This window comes from Chryseobacterium formosum (assembly GCF_026460885.1).
Taxonomy (GTDB): domain Bacteria; phylum Bacteroidota; class Bacteroidia; order Flavobacteriales; family Weeksellaceae; genus Chryseobacterium; species Chryseobacterium formosus.
The window spans coordinates 92,339-109,524 of the sequence record NZ_JAOVZW010000027.1; the positions used below are offsets into that span (position 1 = coordinate 92,339).

General features: G+C 33.0%; 14 protein-coding genes and 2 tRNA genes. 10 read left to right on the forward strand and 6 right to left on the reverse strand.

Annotation, left to right across the window (positions count from 1 at the left end):
* The first annotated feature begins 71 nt into the window (after positions 1-71).
* The gene (locus tag OF897_RS19360; protein WP_267267312.1) at positions 72-2,891 is read left to right on the forward strand and encodes a gluzincin family metallopeptidase; all 2,820 of its coding nucleotides are present in this window, start codon (positions 72-74) and stop codon (positions 2,889-2,891) included.
* 54 nt (positions 2,892-2,945) lie between these two features.
* Here OF897_RS19360 and OF897_RS19365 read toward each other — a convergent pair whose 3' ends face one another.
* Together OF897_RS19365 and OF897_RS19370 are read right to left on the reverse strand one after the other, a co-directional pair.
* Complete coding sequence (locus tag OF897_RS19365; RefSeq protein ID WP_267267313.1) at positions 2,946-3,803, reverse strand: lamin tail domain-containing protein; 858 nt, start codon at positions 3,801-3,803, stop codon at positions 2,946-2,948.
* A gap of 170 nt (positions 3,804-3,973) precedes the next feature.
* A complete protein-coding gene (locus OF897_RS19370; RefSeq protein WP_267267314.1) occupies positions 3,974-4,978 on the reverse strand; it encodes a T9SS type A sorting domain-containing protein in 1,005 nt (334 codons plus the stop codon).
* Between the two features lie 185 nt (positions 4,979-5,163).
* On the opposite strand from OF897_RS19370, the gene OF897_RS19375 reads away from it, so the two are divergent.
* Positions 5,164-8,391 (forward strand): hypothetical protein, encoded by a 3,228-nt coding sequence (locus OF897_RS19375; RefSeq protein WP_407648357.1) that lies wholly within the window; start codon positions 5,164-5,166, stop codon positions 8,389-8,391.
* 219 nt (positions 8,392-8,610) lie between these two features.
* Here OF897_RS19375 and OF897_RS19380 read toward each other — a convergent pair.
* Positions 8,611-8,681 (reverse strand) — tRNA-Gln (locus tag OF897_RS19380).
* Positions 8,682-8,896: 215 nt separating this feature from the next.
* Between OF897_RS19380 and OF897_RS19385 the strand changes: the two genes are divergently transcribed.
* Positions 8,897-9,850, forward strand: a complete 954-nt coding sequence (locus tag OF897_RS19385) for a beta-1,6-N-acetylglucosaminyltransferase (protein WP_267267316.1) — start codon at positions 8,897-8,899, stop codon at positions 9,848-9,850.
* A gap of 105 nt (positions 9,851-9,955) precedes the next feature.
* On the opposite strand, the gene OF897_RS19390 is transcribed toward OF897_RS19385, so the two are convergent.
* Positions 9,956-10,026, reverse strand: a tRNA-Gln gene (locus OF897_RS19390).
* Positions 10,027-10,122: 96 nt separating this feature from the next.
* On the opposite strand from OF897_RS19390, the gene OF897_RS19395 reads away from it, so the two are divergent.
* From OF897_RS19395 to OF897_RS19415, 5 genes are all read left to right on the forward strand, one after another.
* Positions 10,123-11,145: an AMP-binding protein gene (locus tag OF897_RS19395; protein WP_267267317.1), complete on the forward strand. Its 1,023-nt coding sequence runs from the start codon at positions 10,123-10,125 to the stop codon at positions 11,143-11,145.
* Between the two features lie 26 nt (positions 11,146-11,171).
* Positions 11,172-11,564 carry an alternative ribosome rescue aminoacyl-tRNA hydrolase ArfB gene (arfB, locus tag OF897_RS19400; protein ID WP_267267326.1) on the forward strand — a complete coding sequence of 131 codons (393 nt, stop codon included), beginning with the start codon at positions 11,172-11,174 and terminating at the stop codon, positions 11,562-11,564.
* 59 nt (positions 11,565-11,623) lie between these two features.
* Entirely contained in the window at positions 11,624-12,268 is a 645-nt protein-coding gene (locus tag OF897_RS19405; protein WP_267267318.1) for a hypothetical protein, read from the forward strand.
* Positions 12,269-12,294: 26 nt separating this feature from the next.
* Positions 12,295-13,266 carry a deoxyhypusine synthase family protein gene (locus tag OF897_RS19410; protein WP_267267319.1) on the forward strand — a complete coding sequence of 324 codons (972 nt, stop codon included), beginning with the start codon at positions 12,295-12,297 and terminating at the stop codon, positions 13,264-13,266.
* 67 nt (positions 13,267-13,333) lie between these two features.
* Positions 13,334-14,422 (forward strand): acyltransferase family protein, encoded by a 1,089-nt coding sequence (locus tag OF897_RS19415; protein ID WP_267267320.1) that lies wholly within the window; start codon positions 13,334-13,336, stop codon positions 14,420-14,422.
* 143 nt (positions 14,423-14,565) lie between these two features.
* Here OF897_RS19415 and OF897_RS19420 read toward each other — a convergent pair whose 3' ends face one another.
* A complete protein-coding gene (locus OF897_RS19420) occupies positions 14,566-14,712 on the reverse strand; it encodes a hypothetical protein (RefSeq protein ID WP_185113222.1) in 147 nt (48 codons plus the stop codon).
* Positions 14,713-14,893: 181 nt separating this feature from the next.
* Complete coding sequence (locus tag OF897_RS19425; RefSeq protein ID WP_267267321.1) at positions 14,894-15,685, reverse strand: glucose 1-dehydrogenase; 792 nt, start codon at positions 15,683-15,685, stop codon at positions 14,894-14,896.
* Positions 15,686-15,912: 227 nt separating this feature from the next.
* Here OF897_RS19425 and OF897_RS19430 point away from each other — a divergent pair, with 227 nt between their 5' ends.
* Both OF897_RS19430 and OF897_RS19435 read left to right on the forward strand, forming a co-directional pair.
* On the forward strand, positions 15,913-16,209 hold the full coding sequence (locus tag OF897_RS19430; protein WP_267267322.1) for an MGMT family protein: 297 nt from the start codon (positions 15,913-15,915) through the stop codon (positions 16,207-16,209).
* A gap of 128 nt (positions 16,210-16,337) precedes the next feature.
* Entirely contained in the window at positions 16,338-17,135 is a 798-nt protein-coding gene (locus tag OF897_RS19435; protein WP_267267323.1) for an alpha/beta hydrolase, read from the forward strand.
* The last annotated feature ends 51 nt before the right edge of the window (positions 17,136-17,186 follow it).

A 17,186-nucleotide genomic window follows, 5' to 3' on the forward strand; every position in this document is an offset into this window, starting at 1 on the left:
TTGAAAAATCTTAACTAAAAATCATAAGAATTCCATCCAAAATAAGTTATATTTGATGCTTTATCAATATTTTGAAAAAGTTTAGCATAGGTCTTTTTTTGATTTGGGGAATTGTACAGGTTTCTGCACAAAAAGACAGTATTTATATTCAGGCGAAATTATCTAACGACAGAAAAACTCTTGAAGTCAATCAGGAAATTGTGTATCACAATCATTCTGATAAAGATTTAAACAGTATCAAACTTCTCAATTGGATTGCCGCCTACAACAAAAGAGGAACTTCTTTGGTTTACAGAAAACTGGAAGACCGAAACAACAGTCTTCATTTTGCAAAACAGGAAGAACTGGGAAAAGTTTTAGAATTAAATATTAAAAATTCTGAAAATCAGCCTCTTTCATTGAATACTATTTCTGAGGAAAATTTATTTTTACTTTTAAATGAATCTTTACAGCCCGGAAAAAGCATCAAGCTTCAGCTTCAATATAAAATGCAGCTTCCTGACAAAAAATTCACCGGTTACGGAACTTCTGCACAAGATATTGCCCTAAAATATTTCTTCATCGTTCCTGATCATTTTGATTCTGCCAACAGTACCAAAAGAGATTATCATGATATTGAAGAATCTGTGAATTTCAATACTTATTGGAAAGTTGATTTTAAAACTCCTGCAAGTTCTTTTGTGCAAAGTAATCTTCAGCAGATTCAGCCCAATTCATTTAAAGGATATTTGAATTTTGATCCTGAGTTTATCATTACTAATAATAATTTTCCGACAATAAAAATCGATTCGGATGATATTAAAACTGAAATAAAATTTGGTTACAATATCAGTCAACAGGAAATTCAGAATCTTGAGTTTTACCTTCCTTTGCAGTTGAGGTTTATTAAAGATAAAATTGGTTCTATTCCGGAGCAGATGTTTATTTCTGAAAAATTCAGAGCCAAAGAAGATTTTTTTGGAAACAATGACATTAAATTTTGGAAATTCAGGTTTAAATTATTCTCAGATGCAGAAAATACAGACTTAGATTATTTTGGAATTATCTCTAAAAAGATTCTTGATGAAAGCGTTATTACCGAGAAACAGGAGAACCATTGGTTTAAAAATGGTTTAAAATCATATCTTGAAATTCAATATTTAAAGAAATTCTACGGAGACAAAAAACTTTTGGGAAATCTTCCTGAAACAGACGTTTTAGGAATTAAACCTTTAAAATGGTTCCATGCTTCAAGAGTAAAGTTATTGGATCGATATGGTTTGGCGTATCAATACATCATGTCGCAGAATCTCGATCAGAAAATTGATGAGCCTTTTGCGGTTTTGAGTAATTTCAACGATATGGCAATCAGTAGTTTTGAAACAGGAACTCTTTTCAGCTATTCTGCAGACAAAATGGGTGCAGAAAAATTCAACAGTTTACTAAAAAACTATATTGCCGAAAACACGGACAGACAAGTAAATCCTGAAGATTTTCTCGACAAACTTGCTCAGGAAGAATCTTCAACATCTTATTTAAAAGGATTTTTAAAACAGAAAAACAGAGTCAATTTCAGACTTAAAAATTTCAGAGCGAAAGATGATTCTTTAAATATTAAAATTGTAAAAAATACTGATGAAGCAATTCCTGTAAAGCTTGAAACGCAAACCAAAGACGGAACACGAACTTCTTACTGGATCGAAACTGAGGAAAACGAAAGACTGAAAACCGTCAATCTTCCCTCAGAAGATGTTTACAAGATTACATTAAACAACGATTATATTTTCCCGGAATCGAATTACCGTGATAATTTTCTCTATACAAAGGGTTTGTTTTCGAATGCAAAAAAGATTAAGCTTAAATTGATTAAAGACATTCCGAATCCTGAGTTTAACGAAATTTATCTGAACCCGAGAATCCGTTTTTCAAATACTTATGATAAATTTTTGATTGGGATGAATTTTAAAAACCAATCGCTTTTTGACCAGAAGTTTTTATATTCTTTCACCCCTTATTACAGTACAGGAACGCAGAAAATGACAGGTTCAGGATCTGTTGCTTACTCTTTTTTACCAGCTGAAAGTATTATACAAAGATTGACTTTCGGAGTTTCAAGCTCATATTTTCATTATGATTATGATTTAGCTTATCAGAAAAATTCAATTTCTACCAATATTAGTTTCAGAAAAAATCCGAGAAGTACGGTAAGTCGTGGTTTGGGAGTTTCTTATACTTATTTTGAACGGGATCTTAATGCAAGAATGATTGCAAAAGATGATTACAGCAAGTATAATCTTTGGACAGTTGGTTATGGTTATACTGATAATCAAATGATTCATGAGAAAAGTTTCAGTTTGAGTACACAGGGAATGGAAGATTACAATAAAATTACTGCAGAAGGTTTTTACAGATGGGAATTTGCACCAAGACAGAAACTGAGCTTGAGACTTTTTGCCGGATATTTTGCCAGAAACGAAACACGAAACAATACTTTCGATTATGGAATTTCAAGAGTTTCCGACTATTCTTTCTCATACAATCTTCTCGGACAAAGTGCAACAAGCGGTGTTTTGTCTCAACAATATATTTTGGCTGATGGTGGTTTTAAATCTTTTATTCCGGGAACGGCTAATCAATTTATCACATCATTTAATGTAGATTCCAGCGTTTGGAAAATCTTTCATGTTTACGCTGATGCAGGTTTGTATAAAAACAAAAATAACCCGACACAATTTATCTGGGACAGTGGTTTGAAAGTAAGGGTTATTCCGGATTTCTTAGAAATATTTCTTCCGGTGCAGTCTTCTTTAGGTTTTGAACCCGCTTTTAAAGATTATGGAAAAAGGATACGATATACTTTGGTTTTGAATCTGAGTACGATTATTAATGCAGCGAGGAGAGGATGGTATTAAAACAAAAAAGAGTTGCGAATTGCAACTCTTCTTATTTATAATTATAAAGTAAAACTAATCTTTCAAAATTTTCTGAGAAACCATTTGGTCATTAACAATTCCTGTAACAATGTAATTACCTTCAGCAAGTTCTGCAACGTTTACCGTTCCGTTAGCTTTTACAGATGCAGTTTTTACTAACTGACCAGATAAAGTATAAACTTTTACATCTTTCACATCAGCTCCGAAAGTAATTTCATCACTTTTTACCAAAGAGTTTTTAATAAATTCAGATCGTTTAGCATTACTTACATCACTCACTGCTAAAGTTCCTGATGACTGCGGAGTGGGTAAAGTCACTGTAAAATCAACGGAGTTATTGTTTGTATCTCCACTTGTTCTAGTTATTGAATTTAAAATAGTCGGTGATGGAGCCGTTCCAGTTCCTTCATACTGATTTGCTAATCCATATCCTACAAAGTCGAGAACATTAGTCGCAGTTGGCCCTGTAACTTGCGTAGAATTACTAGCTAGAGCAACCTTTCCAGATGTAAGTGCAAGACCTACTCCTACTCCAACAGCAGGAGAGCCGTCTAAATTTAGCAAAACGCTAACGATAAGATTGGGATTTAGTAAATTAATGAGTCCTCCAAATCCATCAGATCCTTGCTGAATTAAGAATGTTTGTCCGGGAGCAAGACTGACATTGGGTAAAGTATTGTACTGTGTGAAAGCTCCTGTTGAAGATGCATACTGAAGAGTTGCTCCGTTAAGAGAAGCCGAGGAAGTACCGATGTTTTTCAGTTCTATGAAATCATTTGTAATAGCGGCTCCTAAGATTCCGCCACCAGAATAGATTTCATTAATTACAATCTGGGCATTAGAGAATGCAGCTATCGAGACTAGCCCGATAAAAGTAAATACTTTTTTCATAACGTGATATTTTGGTTGGTTTGATATAATTTATACAAAATTAATACCAAATAAACAACAATATACCACATGTATTAAATTATCAATAAATAAAAATATGCAATACATACAAAAAAAACCGCCTTGAATAGGCGGCTTTATATTTAAACGATTATAAAAAAATAATCAGATTAATCTTTCAAAATTTTCTGAGAAACTGCTTGGTTGTTTACAGTACCAGTAACAATATAGTTACCTTTTTGCAATTCAGCAACATTTAGAGAAGAACCTTCTTTTACAGAACCAGTTTTCACCAACTGACCTGTTAAAGTATAAACTTTTACATCTTTTACATCAGCTCCAAAAGTGATCTCTTCATTTTTAACAAAAGTATTTCTTACGAAGTTTGATTTAGTTTTATTTAAATCTAAAACAGCTAATGATGCTCCCGTTGGTGCTACTTGAGCATAAGTAGTTCCTACTCTAACCTCATCAATTTGAATATTACCTGTTGAACTACCTTGTCTAACACAGAAATAATCAATTGCGGTAGGAGCTGCAGTTGTACCTGTATTATTTACAGCAGAAGCTGTTGTTGGCTCTGTTGAACCAGGAGCTGCATTAACAAATAATGACGCTGTATTTGTAGCAAAATCATATTTAACAACTAAGAAAACAGTCTGGTTAATCGGGAAATCTGTTGAAGCAAATGTAGGAGCAGCTGTTCCTCCGCTATTATTTAAGATACCATAATTTACAGTATCAGTACCAACTCCTTTTTTCACATAAATTCTAGCTTGAAATAATGAAAGTGCAGGAGTTGTACCAGTTGAGTATGTTCCAAAATGTAAAAAATAATCTCCTGTTGCCGTATTTGCTGTAGTACCTGTAGTATTCTGTGCAGAAACTAATGCTGAATAATAAACCACTCCCGTACTTTGAGCCGTAAAACTCTTATTAATATCTTCAGTATTAGCAGATGAAATGCTGATACTATTACCTGTAGAAGAAGCCAAACCTGTATAAGTTAGATTTCCTGTAGCTGCAGTAACCTGACCAGGAGTTGCTCCACTGTGTGTTGCCCATCCATTTTGTCCAGAAACGCTTCCTGTATAATTAAATGGTTCATATACTAACTGTGCATTTACCGAAACAGCAACTGCAACAATTCCTAAAACTGTAAAGATCTTTTTCATAACTTAATTTTTAATTATTAATAATTTACATAGCAAAAATAAGGCTATTTTTTCATTTGAGACAATAATAAGGTTAATTTTCTGTTAATAATGCTAATAGCCGTGTCGCTCACATTTTTTAGCTATTTTTACAAATTATTTTTAAAGAATTGCGGAATTCTATACTGATATTCTTCGTATTTCTCATGGGCTTATCATTGAATAACGCCCAAATTTTCTCGTGGAAAAACCCCAATATTCCAAAAGATTCTGCCTCAGCTAAAAATGACAGCATACTTACTAAAAAGAAAGACAGCGTCTTAGCTTTAAAATTCGGACAGGATATTTTCGCAAAAGACACGATGGACTTTGTGAAAACCAGCAACCGAATTATCGTTGACGAAGCCGTTTTAGCTAAAAACGATTCCAAAAGATTTTTAGGAGAGCTAAATTCTAAAGGTTCCATCATTCGAGGAATTACTTTTGGTAATAATCAGGGACAATCAGTTCAAAGTTCAATGGATCTTCAGATTTCCGGAAAATTATCAAAAGATGTTACGGTTTTAGCGAGTATTTCTGACCATAATTTACCAATTCAAGCGGATGGATACACTCAGACTCTAGAAGAATTCGACAAAATTTATATGCAGCTTAATATTAAGGATAAATCTATTCTTAGAGCCGGACATTTAGATCTTGTCGACGATAAAAATTATTTCGCCAAATATCAGCGTCGAAGTATGGGAATTCAGTTTCAGACCCAGTTTGGAACCGACAATAAGACTTTTGTAGATATTTCAGCTGGTGTTGCCCGAAGTGAGTTTCACAGAATTCGTTTTCAGGGGATTGAAGGAAATCAGGGACCTTATCGTTTAACCGGAAAAAATGGCGAACAGTTTATTACTTTGATTTCAGGTTCTGAGCAGGTTTTTATCGACGGTATTTTGATGAAGCGTGGAGAAAATCAGGATTACATTATTAATTATAATACAGGAGAGGTTACTTTTACCAGTTTCCGACCGATTTTTCAACAGAATTTCATTACGATTTCATTTAATTATGCCAATAGAAATTATTCCAGATATTTATTTACCGGAAAACTTCAGCATCAAAGAGAAAAACTGAGAATCGGACTGAACTGGTTTATGGAGAACGATAATAAAAACGCTCCTTTAGCTTTAAATTTATCAAAAGAAGACGAACAGATTTTAGCAGATGCAGGAAATGATTCCAACTTAATGTATGCACCTTCCGGAGTCATTGCCGAATTCGATGTGAATAAAATCTTATACAGTCTTGTTCCTGGAGTTAATGGAAACTATTATCAGTTTTCAACAGACGCCACGCAAACTTTATATCAGGTTTCATTTACTTATTTTGGAGCAAACTTGGGAGATTATAAATTAACTCAAACTACCAATAACGGACGAGTTTTCGAATACGTTGGTCCGAATCAGGGAGACTATCGAGCGGTAAGAAAACTTCCTTCCCCACAAAAAGCTCAGGTTTATACTTTTAATTCTGAATATCTGTTAAAGGACGGAAAAATAGGTACGGATGTTTCTATGAGTAATTATGACATTAATTTATTTTCTTCAAAAGATTCAGACCAAAATTTAGGGTACGCTGCAAGAATTTTCGGAAATAAAACATTTACAAAGAATAGTTGGAAAGGAACTCCGAGTTTTGAATATCAATATATTGATAAACAGTTCCATATTTTAGACCGAATCAATGATGTAGAATTCTCACGTGACTTCAACTTAGCTAAAGAATTTAATGGTTTAACTCAAAACCGTTTTATTTTCAGCTTTTTAAACAAATGGAATAATAAATCGACTTTAAACTACAGAATCAATTATCTTGACGAACAGGATTCTTATAAAGGAACAAAAAATGATCTTGATTTTGGCTGGATTAAAGGAAAATTCAACACAAAAGGAAATTTATCTTACCTCAATACAAATGCCATTCTTCAGGACACCAAGTTTATTCGTGGAGGAGCTGGAACTGAATACACTGGTAAAAAAGGCAGTTGGGCAGTTGGTGGAAGCATGGAGCATAACGAGAAAAAGTACAACAACACAGGTTTGATGGATGTTACGAGTTTCAGCTGGAAAGAATTATTTGTACAAAAGAAAATCGGAGACAGCGCAAGAACGAAACTTTTATCTAAAGTTTATGTAAGAGATAATGACTCGGTGCGTGACAATCGACTTCAAAACATGAACAGGATTTTAGGTTTTATGGCAGAAAGTCAGATTATTAAAACTGAAAAAACAACTTTAAACGCACTACTCCACTACAGAAAATTCTTTTATAAAAATGATGACGTGGACGTTAATCAGAATAAAGATTTTGTGGTAGGAAACATTTTGTACAATCAACAACTTTTCAAAAATGGGATGCGACTTCAGGCATTTTATGAATTAGGAAACGGACAGGAAGCACAAAGAGAATTTCAGTATATAAAAGTTACAGACGGACAAGGAATTTATAAATGGACCGACTACAATGGTGACGGCGTGCAACAGCTAGATGAATTTGAAATTGCAGAATATTCAGATTTAGCACAATACATTAGGATCTACACCAATTCAGTACGTTATATTCCGTCTAATAAAAATAAATTGCAGTTGGCTTTATTCGTAAATCCTGCGGTGATTTTCAGTTCGGAAAATAAGTTTTTAAAGCGTTGGAATTTCAATATTTCATTGAATTCTCAAAATTCATTCTATAAAAAAGATAAAGTTTTGGTTTTAAATCCTTTTGAAAAAGGTGAAAATCAGATTCTCAAAAATCAGAATATTTTGATGTCGATGCAATTCAATCCTACCGAAAAATCTGGCTGGAACGGAAATTACCGCTTCATACAAAATGACAACCTCATCAATGCCAATTTCAGTAACGAAGAACGAAATCAGACTTCTCACTTCGTCAATCTCGGATATTGGTTTAATAAAGAATTCAGGGTTGATTGGGAAAATTCAGTTCACGATTTGAAAAATTCATCCCAATTATTTGCGACAAGAGATTACAGACTTAATAATTTCGAGACAAAACCAAAAGCAACTTATAAATTCACAGACGCTATTCAGGCAGAATTCTCATCAGCTTATCGTGAAAAACAGAGAAAAGACGGCGAAGAACTTTTGAAAGCTTTTGACATAACAGGAACAATTCAGTGGGAACGTAAGAAAACATCCATAAGAGGAAATTTCTCATTCATCAATAATGACTTTACCGGAAACAGCTTCAGTATTGTCGGAAATCAAATGCTCGATGGGCTAAAACCAGGAAAAAACCAGGTTTGGAGCGTGTTTATTCAACAGGCAATCAACTCTTTCTTACAGTTGAATTTAAATTATGAAGGAAGAAATTCCGGTGAAAGAACAATTCACATTGGAAGTATGCAGGTAAAAGCAAGTTTTTAAGAGCTATTTTAACTACGTCGAAAAGATGTTATTTTTTATTTTGAAGCTTTTTCCAGCTCTCCACTATATCTTTTTTGTCCCCAACTCCATTTTCCTTTCCAGCAAAAAAGGATGCCGTTTCGATCTGGGCTAGTTTTACAAAGTTAAGATGATTGCTTTTTCAAATCAAAATCCCATTATTGTAAAAAACAAAAACCACTCTTTAAAAAGAGTGGTTTGTAGACCCACAGGGATTCGAACCCCAACTGATGGTACCAAAAACCAGAGTGCTACCGTTACACCATGGGTCTGTTTTATTTAGTGGTGCAAATCTATTAAATTTTTCTAAAACTGCAAAAAAAAATATAGACTTTTTTTAAAATTTCAGATACAAATAAAATATAGCGATCTGTCTTTTGAATATTTAATATTAAGAATGTGGTTTAATTATCGTATTTTTATAAAAATGTCTATTAATACTTTATAAAATAAGTTGTAAGCATTCATAATTTTAAAATTATATAAAATGAAAAATGTTTGCATAAGCGAAAGCGGCATTGATGATATGCCAATACAATCTGTAAGTATCGCATACCTTATTTTGGTACACCGTCTACCAAATCAATTCAAAAAACTTTTCAAGGCTATTTATGATTCTTCTAATTTCTATCTTATCCATATTGACAAAAAAGCAAGTCAGCAAATTGGAGAAGAGGTGAGAAACTTTCTAAAGGATTATCTCAACGTACATATTTTTGATAACGAAAATGTGATTTGGGGTGGTTATAGTATGGTTCAGGCAGAGTTGGATGGAATGAAATATCTACTGAAAATGAATAAAAAATGGGATTATTTCATCAATTTAAGCGGTCAGGATTTCCCACTCAAATCACAGGAAATCATAAAAAACTTTTTATCAAAGAATAATGGTAAAAACTATATAAAAATTGCTGATCAGGAAAAAAGCAGACCCGAAACGATGAATAGGATTGAGAATTATTTTGAGGAATTAGAAGATAAAATTTCAGATAAAACCCATAAGAGAGATTTTATGAAAGGGGTAATTCCTTACATTGGTGGACAGTGGATGATATTGACCAGAAATTGCTGTGAATTTATTACCAACAATATAGAGGTAAAAAAGTTTGAAGATTATTATTTCAATACATTAATTGCTGATGAATCATTTTTTCAAACTGTTTTAATGAATACATCTTTCGCCGGAACATTGATAAATGATGATAAAAGAGCAATTATCTGGATTCCTGATGGAGACATCAAATTGCGTCCTAAAACTTTTACTCAAACTGATTTAGGTTTTCTATTGGAAGGAAATCATCTTTTTGCAAGGAAGTTTGATAACAATGTTGATGATACAATAATTGAAAGCATAAAAACTTATTATGATGAGCCTTTTAAAGAATTTATTGAAATAAAAAACGTGAAAAACAATATCTTAAATGTGAAACATCTGAATTGATATTGATAGAAATTTAGAATATATCGTGTAAATATCTATATTCTTTTATTAATATATTTAAAATAAAAAAAGCAATCAACTGATGTTCAGAAGATTGCTTTTTTGTAGACCCACAGGGATTCGAACCCCAACTGATGGTACCAAAAACCAGAGTGCTACCGTTACACCATGGGTCTGTTTTATTGTGATGCAAATTTAAAGCTTTTTTCTTTATTTGCAAATCATTTTTTAATTTTTCTTTAAATTTACAGTGCAATTTAACCGAAGGAAATATGCTGATCAACTTCAATAATCTCGAAATTAATAATTTAGATCCTAAAACCGAATTTGAAAAAAAAGTATTTTTTCTCGTTGAAGGATGGTTATCAGATTCAAAAAAGGTAAAAGTACAGACTTCGGGATCGACTGGTATTCCCAAGGTTTTTGAAATTGAAAAAGAAAAGATGCTGAACTCAGCAGAAATGACGTGTAATTTTTTAGAATTGAAAAATAATAACACTGCATTATTATGTCTTCCGATAGAATACATCTCCGGAAAAATGATGGTTGTACGTTCTTTTGAGAGAAAATTAAAGTTGTTTATATCAGAGCCATCTTTGAAACCTTTAGAAAATCTCAATCAGGAAATTGATTTTTGTGCAATGACGCCTTTGCAGGTTGAAAATTCATTAGATAAAATTCATTTTATAAAAAAACTGATTGTTGGCGGCGCTTCGGTTTCAGAATCTTTAAAAAAGAAAATCACTCAAACGCTTCTACTCTCCCACTCTCCAACTAAAATTTACGAGACTTACGGAATGTCTGAAACGCTTTCACATATTGCCTTAAAAGAAGTTTATCCTAGTTCGGATGATTATTTTACTGTTTTTGAAAATATCGATATTTGTGTGGATAAAAGAGGTTGCCTAAAAATTTATGCTCCAAAACTTAATTCAGAAGTTCTAAAAACAAATGATTTAGTTGAGATTACTAATGGAAATCAATTTAAATATTTAGGAAGAATTGATAATGTGATTAATTCTGGAGGTGCGAAAATTTTTCCCGAACAGCTTGAAGCTTTAGTTAAAAAAGAAATTCCGAATGAAGTTGTATTTTTAGGGATGAAAGATGAAAGTCTTGGACAAAAGTTGATTTTGGTTGTTGAAGGCGAAGAATCTGAAGCAATTAACCAAAAACTATCCAGTATCAATTATCAACAAAAATTTCATAAACCTAAAGAGATTATTTTTGTGGAAAAAATTCCGAGAACGCCAAACGGGAAGATAAACAGGTTGGAGTTAAAAAGTATTTTTTGAGAGAAAGTAATGATTAAAACAATATGATGAGAGATTTTACCAAAGAATTAACTTACAAAACTTCCAGAAGCAGCGGTGCAGGCGGACAAAACGTAAATAAAGTAGAAACTTCTGTAACGGTAATGTGGAAGGTAGAAGATTCTGAATTCTTTAATGGTTTTCAGAAAAATTTGATTTTCACTAAACTTAAAAACAGAATCAACTTAGACGGAATTCTGCAGCTTACGGTTTCAGAATCGAGGACGCAATTGCAGAATAAAAAAATCGCTACCGAGAAAATTTTGGAAATTGTAAATGATTCTATAATTATTCCTAAAATTAGATATAAAACAAAACCTTCGAAGGCGAAAGTTCAAAAAAGATTAGATTCAAAAAAGAAAATTTCAGACAAAAAAGAAAACAGACGGTTTAAATTTTAACCACCTGTTAATTCTCTATTGATAGAAAAATATTATTTTTGCTGCTATAAGTAAAAATAATGATTAAAAAACTATTCGCAATCAGCTTGCTTTCAGTTTCAGCAGCTGCATTTTCTCAGAAAATATCACTTACACCATCATTTGGTTATGCATGGAGAGTCAACAAAATCTCCTCGGCTTTATCTCCACAAGAACGCAACTACATTAAAGGTCTTAAAAACGGAACCAATTTCGATATTGCACTTCGCTATGAAATTAAAAATGGAATTCAGATTGGCTTTAAATATTCCAATTACAGCGCTTCTCATACAGGAAGATTGAGCGTAGTCGACAATATGGGAACAGTAACAAGTGCAGTAGTAAGCACAAAAGATGCAATCAATTTTTATGGACCATCTTTTACAGTTACAAATTATGATCAACCAACAAAGCATAAATTCCTTTTAGATGCAGCATTAGGAGCAATGAGCTACACTACAAAGACTGGAAACATAAAAGGAAGAGGAAACACGCTTGGTGCAGAAGTTGATTTTGCTTACCAATATGAAATCAACAAACATATTTTAATTGGTCCTAAAGTTGGGCTTTCGGGAGGATCACTTAGAAAAATTTCATACAACGGACAGGTTCTGGATTTGGGTGAAGAAAACAGAGAAGGTTTAAGCAGAGTTTCTTTAGCAGCATCCGCTACATTCCGTTTTTAAGTTTTATCTTTGCAAAAATTAAAAAAATGAGCAAACCGATTACCGAGTTCATAGAAAAATATTATCTGCATTTCAACGCAGCCGCTTTGGTAGACGCATCAAAAGGATATGTTGCACACCTTAAAGATGGTGGAAAAATGATGATTACGCTTGCAGGAGCAATGTCAACAGCAGAATTAGGAAAAATCTTAGCAGAGATGATCCGTCAGAAAAAAGTAGATTTTATCTCTTGTACAGGAGCGAATCTTGAAGAAGATTTAATGAACCTTGTAGCGCATTCTCACTACGAAAGAGTTCCTCATTACAGAGATTTAACAGCTCAGGATGAGTGGGATTTGTTGGAAAGAGGTTTGAATAGAGTTACCGATACTTGTATTCCTGAAGAAGAGGCTTTCAGAAGATTACAGAAACACATCGTTGAGATCTGGAAAGATGCTGAAGCTAAAGGAGAAAGATATTTCCCGCATGAATTCATGTACAAAATGATTCTTTCTGGAGTTTTGGAGCAGTATTACGAGATTCCGAAAGAAAATTCTTGGATGATTGCTGCTGCTGAAGCTAATTTGCCAATCGTAGTTCCGGGATGGGAAGATTCTACAATGGGTAATATTTTCGCTTCATACTGTATTAAATGTGAATTAACGGCTACAACAATGAAATCCGGTATCGAATACATGACGTATTTGGCAGATTGGTACACAAAAAACTCAGCAGGAAAAGGAGTTGGTTTCTTCCAGATTGGTGGAGGCATCGCAGGAGATTTCCCGATTTGTGTAGTACCGATGTTGTATCAGGATATGGAAATGCATGATATACCGTTCTGGTCATATTTCTGTCAGATTTCAGATTCTACGACTTCTTACGGTTCGTATTCTGGAGCAGTTCCTAATGAGAAAATTACATGGGGGAAATTGGATATCACAACTCCGAAATTTATCGTTGAAAGTGATGCTACGATTTGTGCACCTTTGATGTTCTCTTACATTTTGGAAAACTAATTTTTAACTGTAAAAATTAATTATATTTAAAAGGCTTAGCAATAAGCCTTTTATTGTTTTAAAACCTTTGGAAACTCTTCAGAAAAATAAGTTCGATGCTTTAACCGGAATGCGCGCCATTGCCGCCATCATGGTTTTTGTTTATCACAACCGAAAATATTGGCGCAATGATTTACCTTTTGAGGTGATGAGATTCATCAGTGAATGGCATATCGGGGTAACAGTATTTTTTGTTTTGAGCGGATTTTTATTGGCTTACCGATATGAAGAAAAGCCTTTAGAATCTAAAAAATCATATCTAAAATATATTCTTCTGCGGATTGCGAGGATTTTTCCGCTGTACTGGATTTTGCTAAGTTGTTATTTTATCGATAGAACTTATTCCAAAGATGTTGATACTTACTTTTTGCAGTATTCACTGTTCTATTCTTTGTTCGACAAGTATTCAGTTTCAGGAATTGTTCAGGCTTGGTCTCTTACTGTTGAGTTTTTCTTTTATTTATTAGCACCTCTTTTATTTTTATTATTAAGAAAAAGCTGGAAATACTGCATTCTGTTTTTAATCGGATTTTTCCTTTTAGGATGGGCTGTTGGAGTTGGTTTAAAAGAATTTAACGGTAATCCAAAAGGATTTTTATATCCTTTACAATTTATGATTGGAAGCACATTTTTTGGACGAAGCCTTGAATTTTTCTTCGGAATGTTGCTCGCTTATTTAATGAAGCAGGAAAAAGGAATTGAGTTTTTAAACAAGATTAAAAAACCAACACTTTGGGGCGGAATTGCTATCCTTATTTTAATCTTTTGTATCAGATTTTTTGCCCGAAATAATTTCTTACACGGCGTTGAACGTTGGGAAGGAAGACTTATTCACGAATTATTTTTACCCATAGGAATTATCGTTTTCTTTTGGGGATTGATGTCTGAAAAAACGTGGGTTTCGAAAGTTCTTTCCACAAAATTCTTTATTCTTTTAGGGAATGCGTCATTTGTTTTTTACTTGATTCATCTAAGCTATTTCAACATGAAACTGAAATCTTATGTTTATCTTCCTGACAAGAATTTTGTACTGCTTTGGATCTGCTCAATAATTATTTATCTCTTGATTGAAAAACCATTGTACGAACTTTGCAGAAGATGGATTTCGAAAATCTAATGCTGTTTTTTTTGAAACATTAAGTTTTTAAAAATTTAAGCAAGATGCTACAGGGTTTTAAGAATCAATAAATTGATTTGTATTTAGAACATTAAGAATTAATTAGAAAATCTGTGTCAATCTGTGAAATCTGTGGGAGATAATCAATCCATAGAATTGATTAACACAAAATACCTGTACGCCAAAATTCCTTTCTGAAACTTTGTCAACTTCAACGGATCTTTATCACTTAGTTTAGGTAAAATTTTCTTATTGATTTTATTTAAAAATTTAAAAACAGACTTTTTCATACTTTCTATTTTTTGATTTAATTTAAAGTTCAAAAATTGTGCAGTTCTGTATGAAGATGGAAAATGGAAGGTGGGAGTCTTGAGTGTTTTTTAAAAAAAACTTGCCTTCAAAAGGATGAAGACAAGTTTTTAATTGTTCAGAATAATAAATTACTTTTTACCTATTATTCATTACCCATAATTATGAGTTTCCATACATATTCGATTCTCCACCATCGATGGCAATTACCTGTCCTGAAACATAACCATTTTCGTCACTCAACAAATAAGCAACTAAATTTCCAACATCTTTCGGATCTCCAAGTTTTCTGGTAGGATTTCTTGAAGCATATTCTTTTTCTGCGGCTTTCGGATCTGCAGGATTTACCTGATTGAAAGCTTCAGCGACCATCGGTGTTAAAATCGCACCCGGAGCAATGGCATTTGTCAGAATATTATCTTTACCATATTCCAAAGCTGCATTTTTCGTCATTCCGGCTACAGCATGTTTTGTCGCAACATAAGCGGTCTGATTTAAAACTCCTCTGATTCCTCCAACCGAAGCTACATTTACGATTCTTCCGCCACCGTTTTTCTGCAGTTCAGGAATTACGTATTTCATACCGTAGTAAACGCCCAAAAGATTGATGTCGATTACTTTTTTGAAAACTTCAATATCATAATCAATCAAAGGCGCCTGTTTCCCTTCAATTCCTGCGTTGTTGTATAAACCGTCAACTTTTCCAAATTCTTTCACGGTTTGATCAACATAATTTTTCACATTTTCTTCTACAGAAACATCTGCAGTTACGGTCAGAAATTTACTTTGAGGATATTTCTCCTGCAATTCAACTTTTGCTTTTTCTAATGCTTCTACATTAAAATCGACCAATGTTAAATCTGCACCTTTTGAAGCTAAAGCCTCTGCTGCAGCCAATCCTAATCCCATCGCAGCACCAGTTATGATTACTGCTTTTCCTTTAAAATTTAACATATTATTTTTTGTTTATTTCTATGTTTCATAATGCAACAATGAGACCTTTTTGCGAATTTGTGCATGATAATGTTTTGTTAATTTTTCAGACATTTTTTTGCATTAAATTTTGTCAAGGTTATTAGAATTGTGAATATTAACCTCGAAAAAGTTGGTTTAAAGAAAGATGCTTGATTAGAATTACTTAATTAATTTATTACATTTGATTGTTATTTAAAATCAACAGAATGAATGAAATCTTCAAACAACAAGTCTGGGAAATCACAAAATTGGTTCCCAAAGGAAGAGTGACGAGCTATGGAGCCATTGCAAAAGCAGTTGGTTTTCCAAATCATTCGCGTCATGTTGGCAAAGCGATGGGTGGCTGTCCGAAAGATGTTCCAGCACATCGTGTAATTTCGAGTTCGGGAACTTTATCTGTTCCTGAATTTCAGTCAAGATTGGAAGCAGAAGGAATTGAAGTTGAGAATTTGAGAGTCAAAAATTTTAAGAATCTTTTTTGGAATCCTTTAGAAGAATTGTAAATCTCATTGTATTCAATTTCATTTATAATATTTTTACGGTTCAGAATAAAAAAGTAACAACTGAGTGATTTAATATTTCAGAAAACCTCTGTAACTACTATCTTTGTTTCACAATTAAAAACAATATTATGAAAGCTAAAGCTATTATTACATTTCTATTTGTAATTTTTATTCAATTATTTCAAGCTCAAATTGATGACAAATTTTACCAGCCGAGTAAAGATTTAAAACCAATTGATTTAAAATTTGAAAACATTTCAATTCCTGTAGATAAAGACACCATCACAGCAATTTTCTTAAAACCAAATATAGCAAAACCAAAAGCAACGATTTTATTTTTTCACGGTGCCGGTGGAAATGTTTCTTCTTATTTCTTTATGGTAAAACCATTCATTGAAAACGGATTTCAGGTTGCAATGGTCGATTTCAGAGGATACGGAAAATCTACAGGAACGCCCACTCACATTAATGTTGCAGTAGACGGACAAAAGTTTTTTGATTTGATGAGTCAAAGAAAAGACGTGAAAAATACGAAGTTAATAATTTATGGAGCTTCTTTAGGTTCTCAGATTTCAGTTCATTTGGCAAAAAACAATAAAGATAAAATATCAGGATTGGTGATTGACGGCGGAATGTCTTCGTTTGCAGATATTGCTGCTGTTTTTGCACCACAATTTAAAGACGCTCTTGCAAAAATGTTAGCTTCGGTTTACTCAGCGAAAGAAGATATTAAATCTATAGAAGGACTTCCGAAGCTTTTTATATATAGCAAAAATGATAAAACCGTTCCGTTTTCTCAAGGTGAAGAAATTTTCAAAAATGCTCCTGAACCAAAACAGTTTTTTGAATTTACAGCAGATCATTTAAGTGCCGTAACTGAAAAACCTGCAGAAGTTGTAAAAGCAGTTGAAGCTTTGATTAAATAAAATTTCAGAAAATTTCATCAGCGTTTTGGCGGCGGCTTTGCCGCCGCCAAA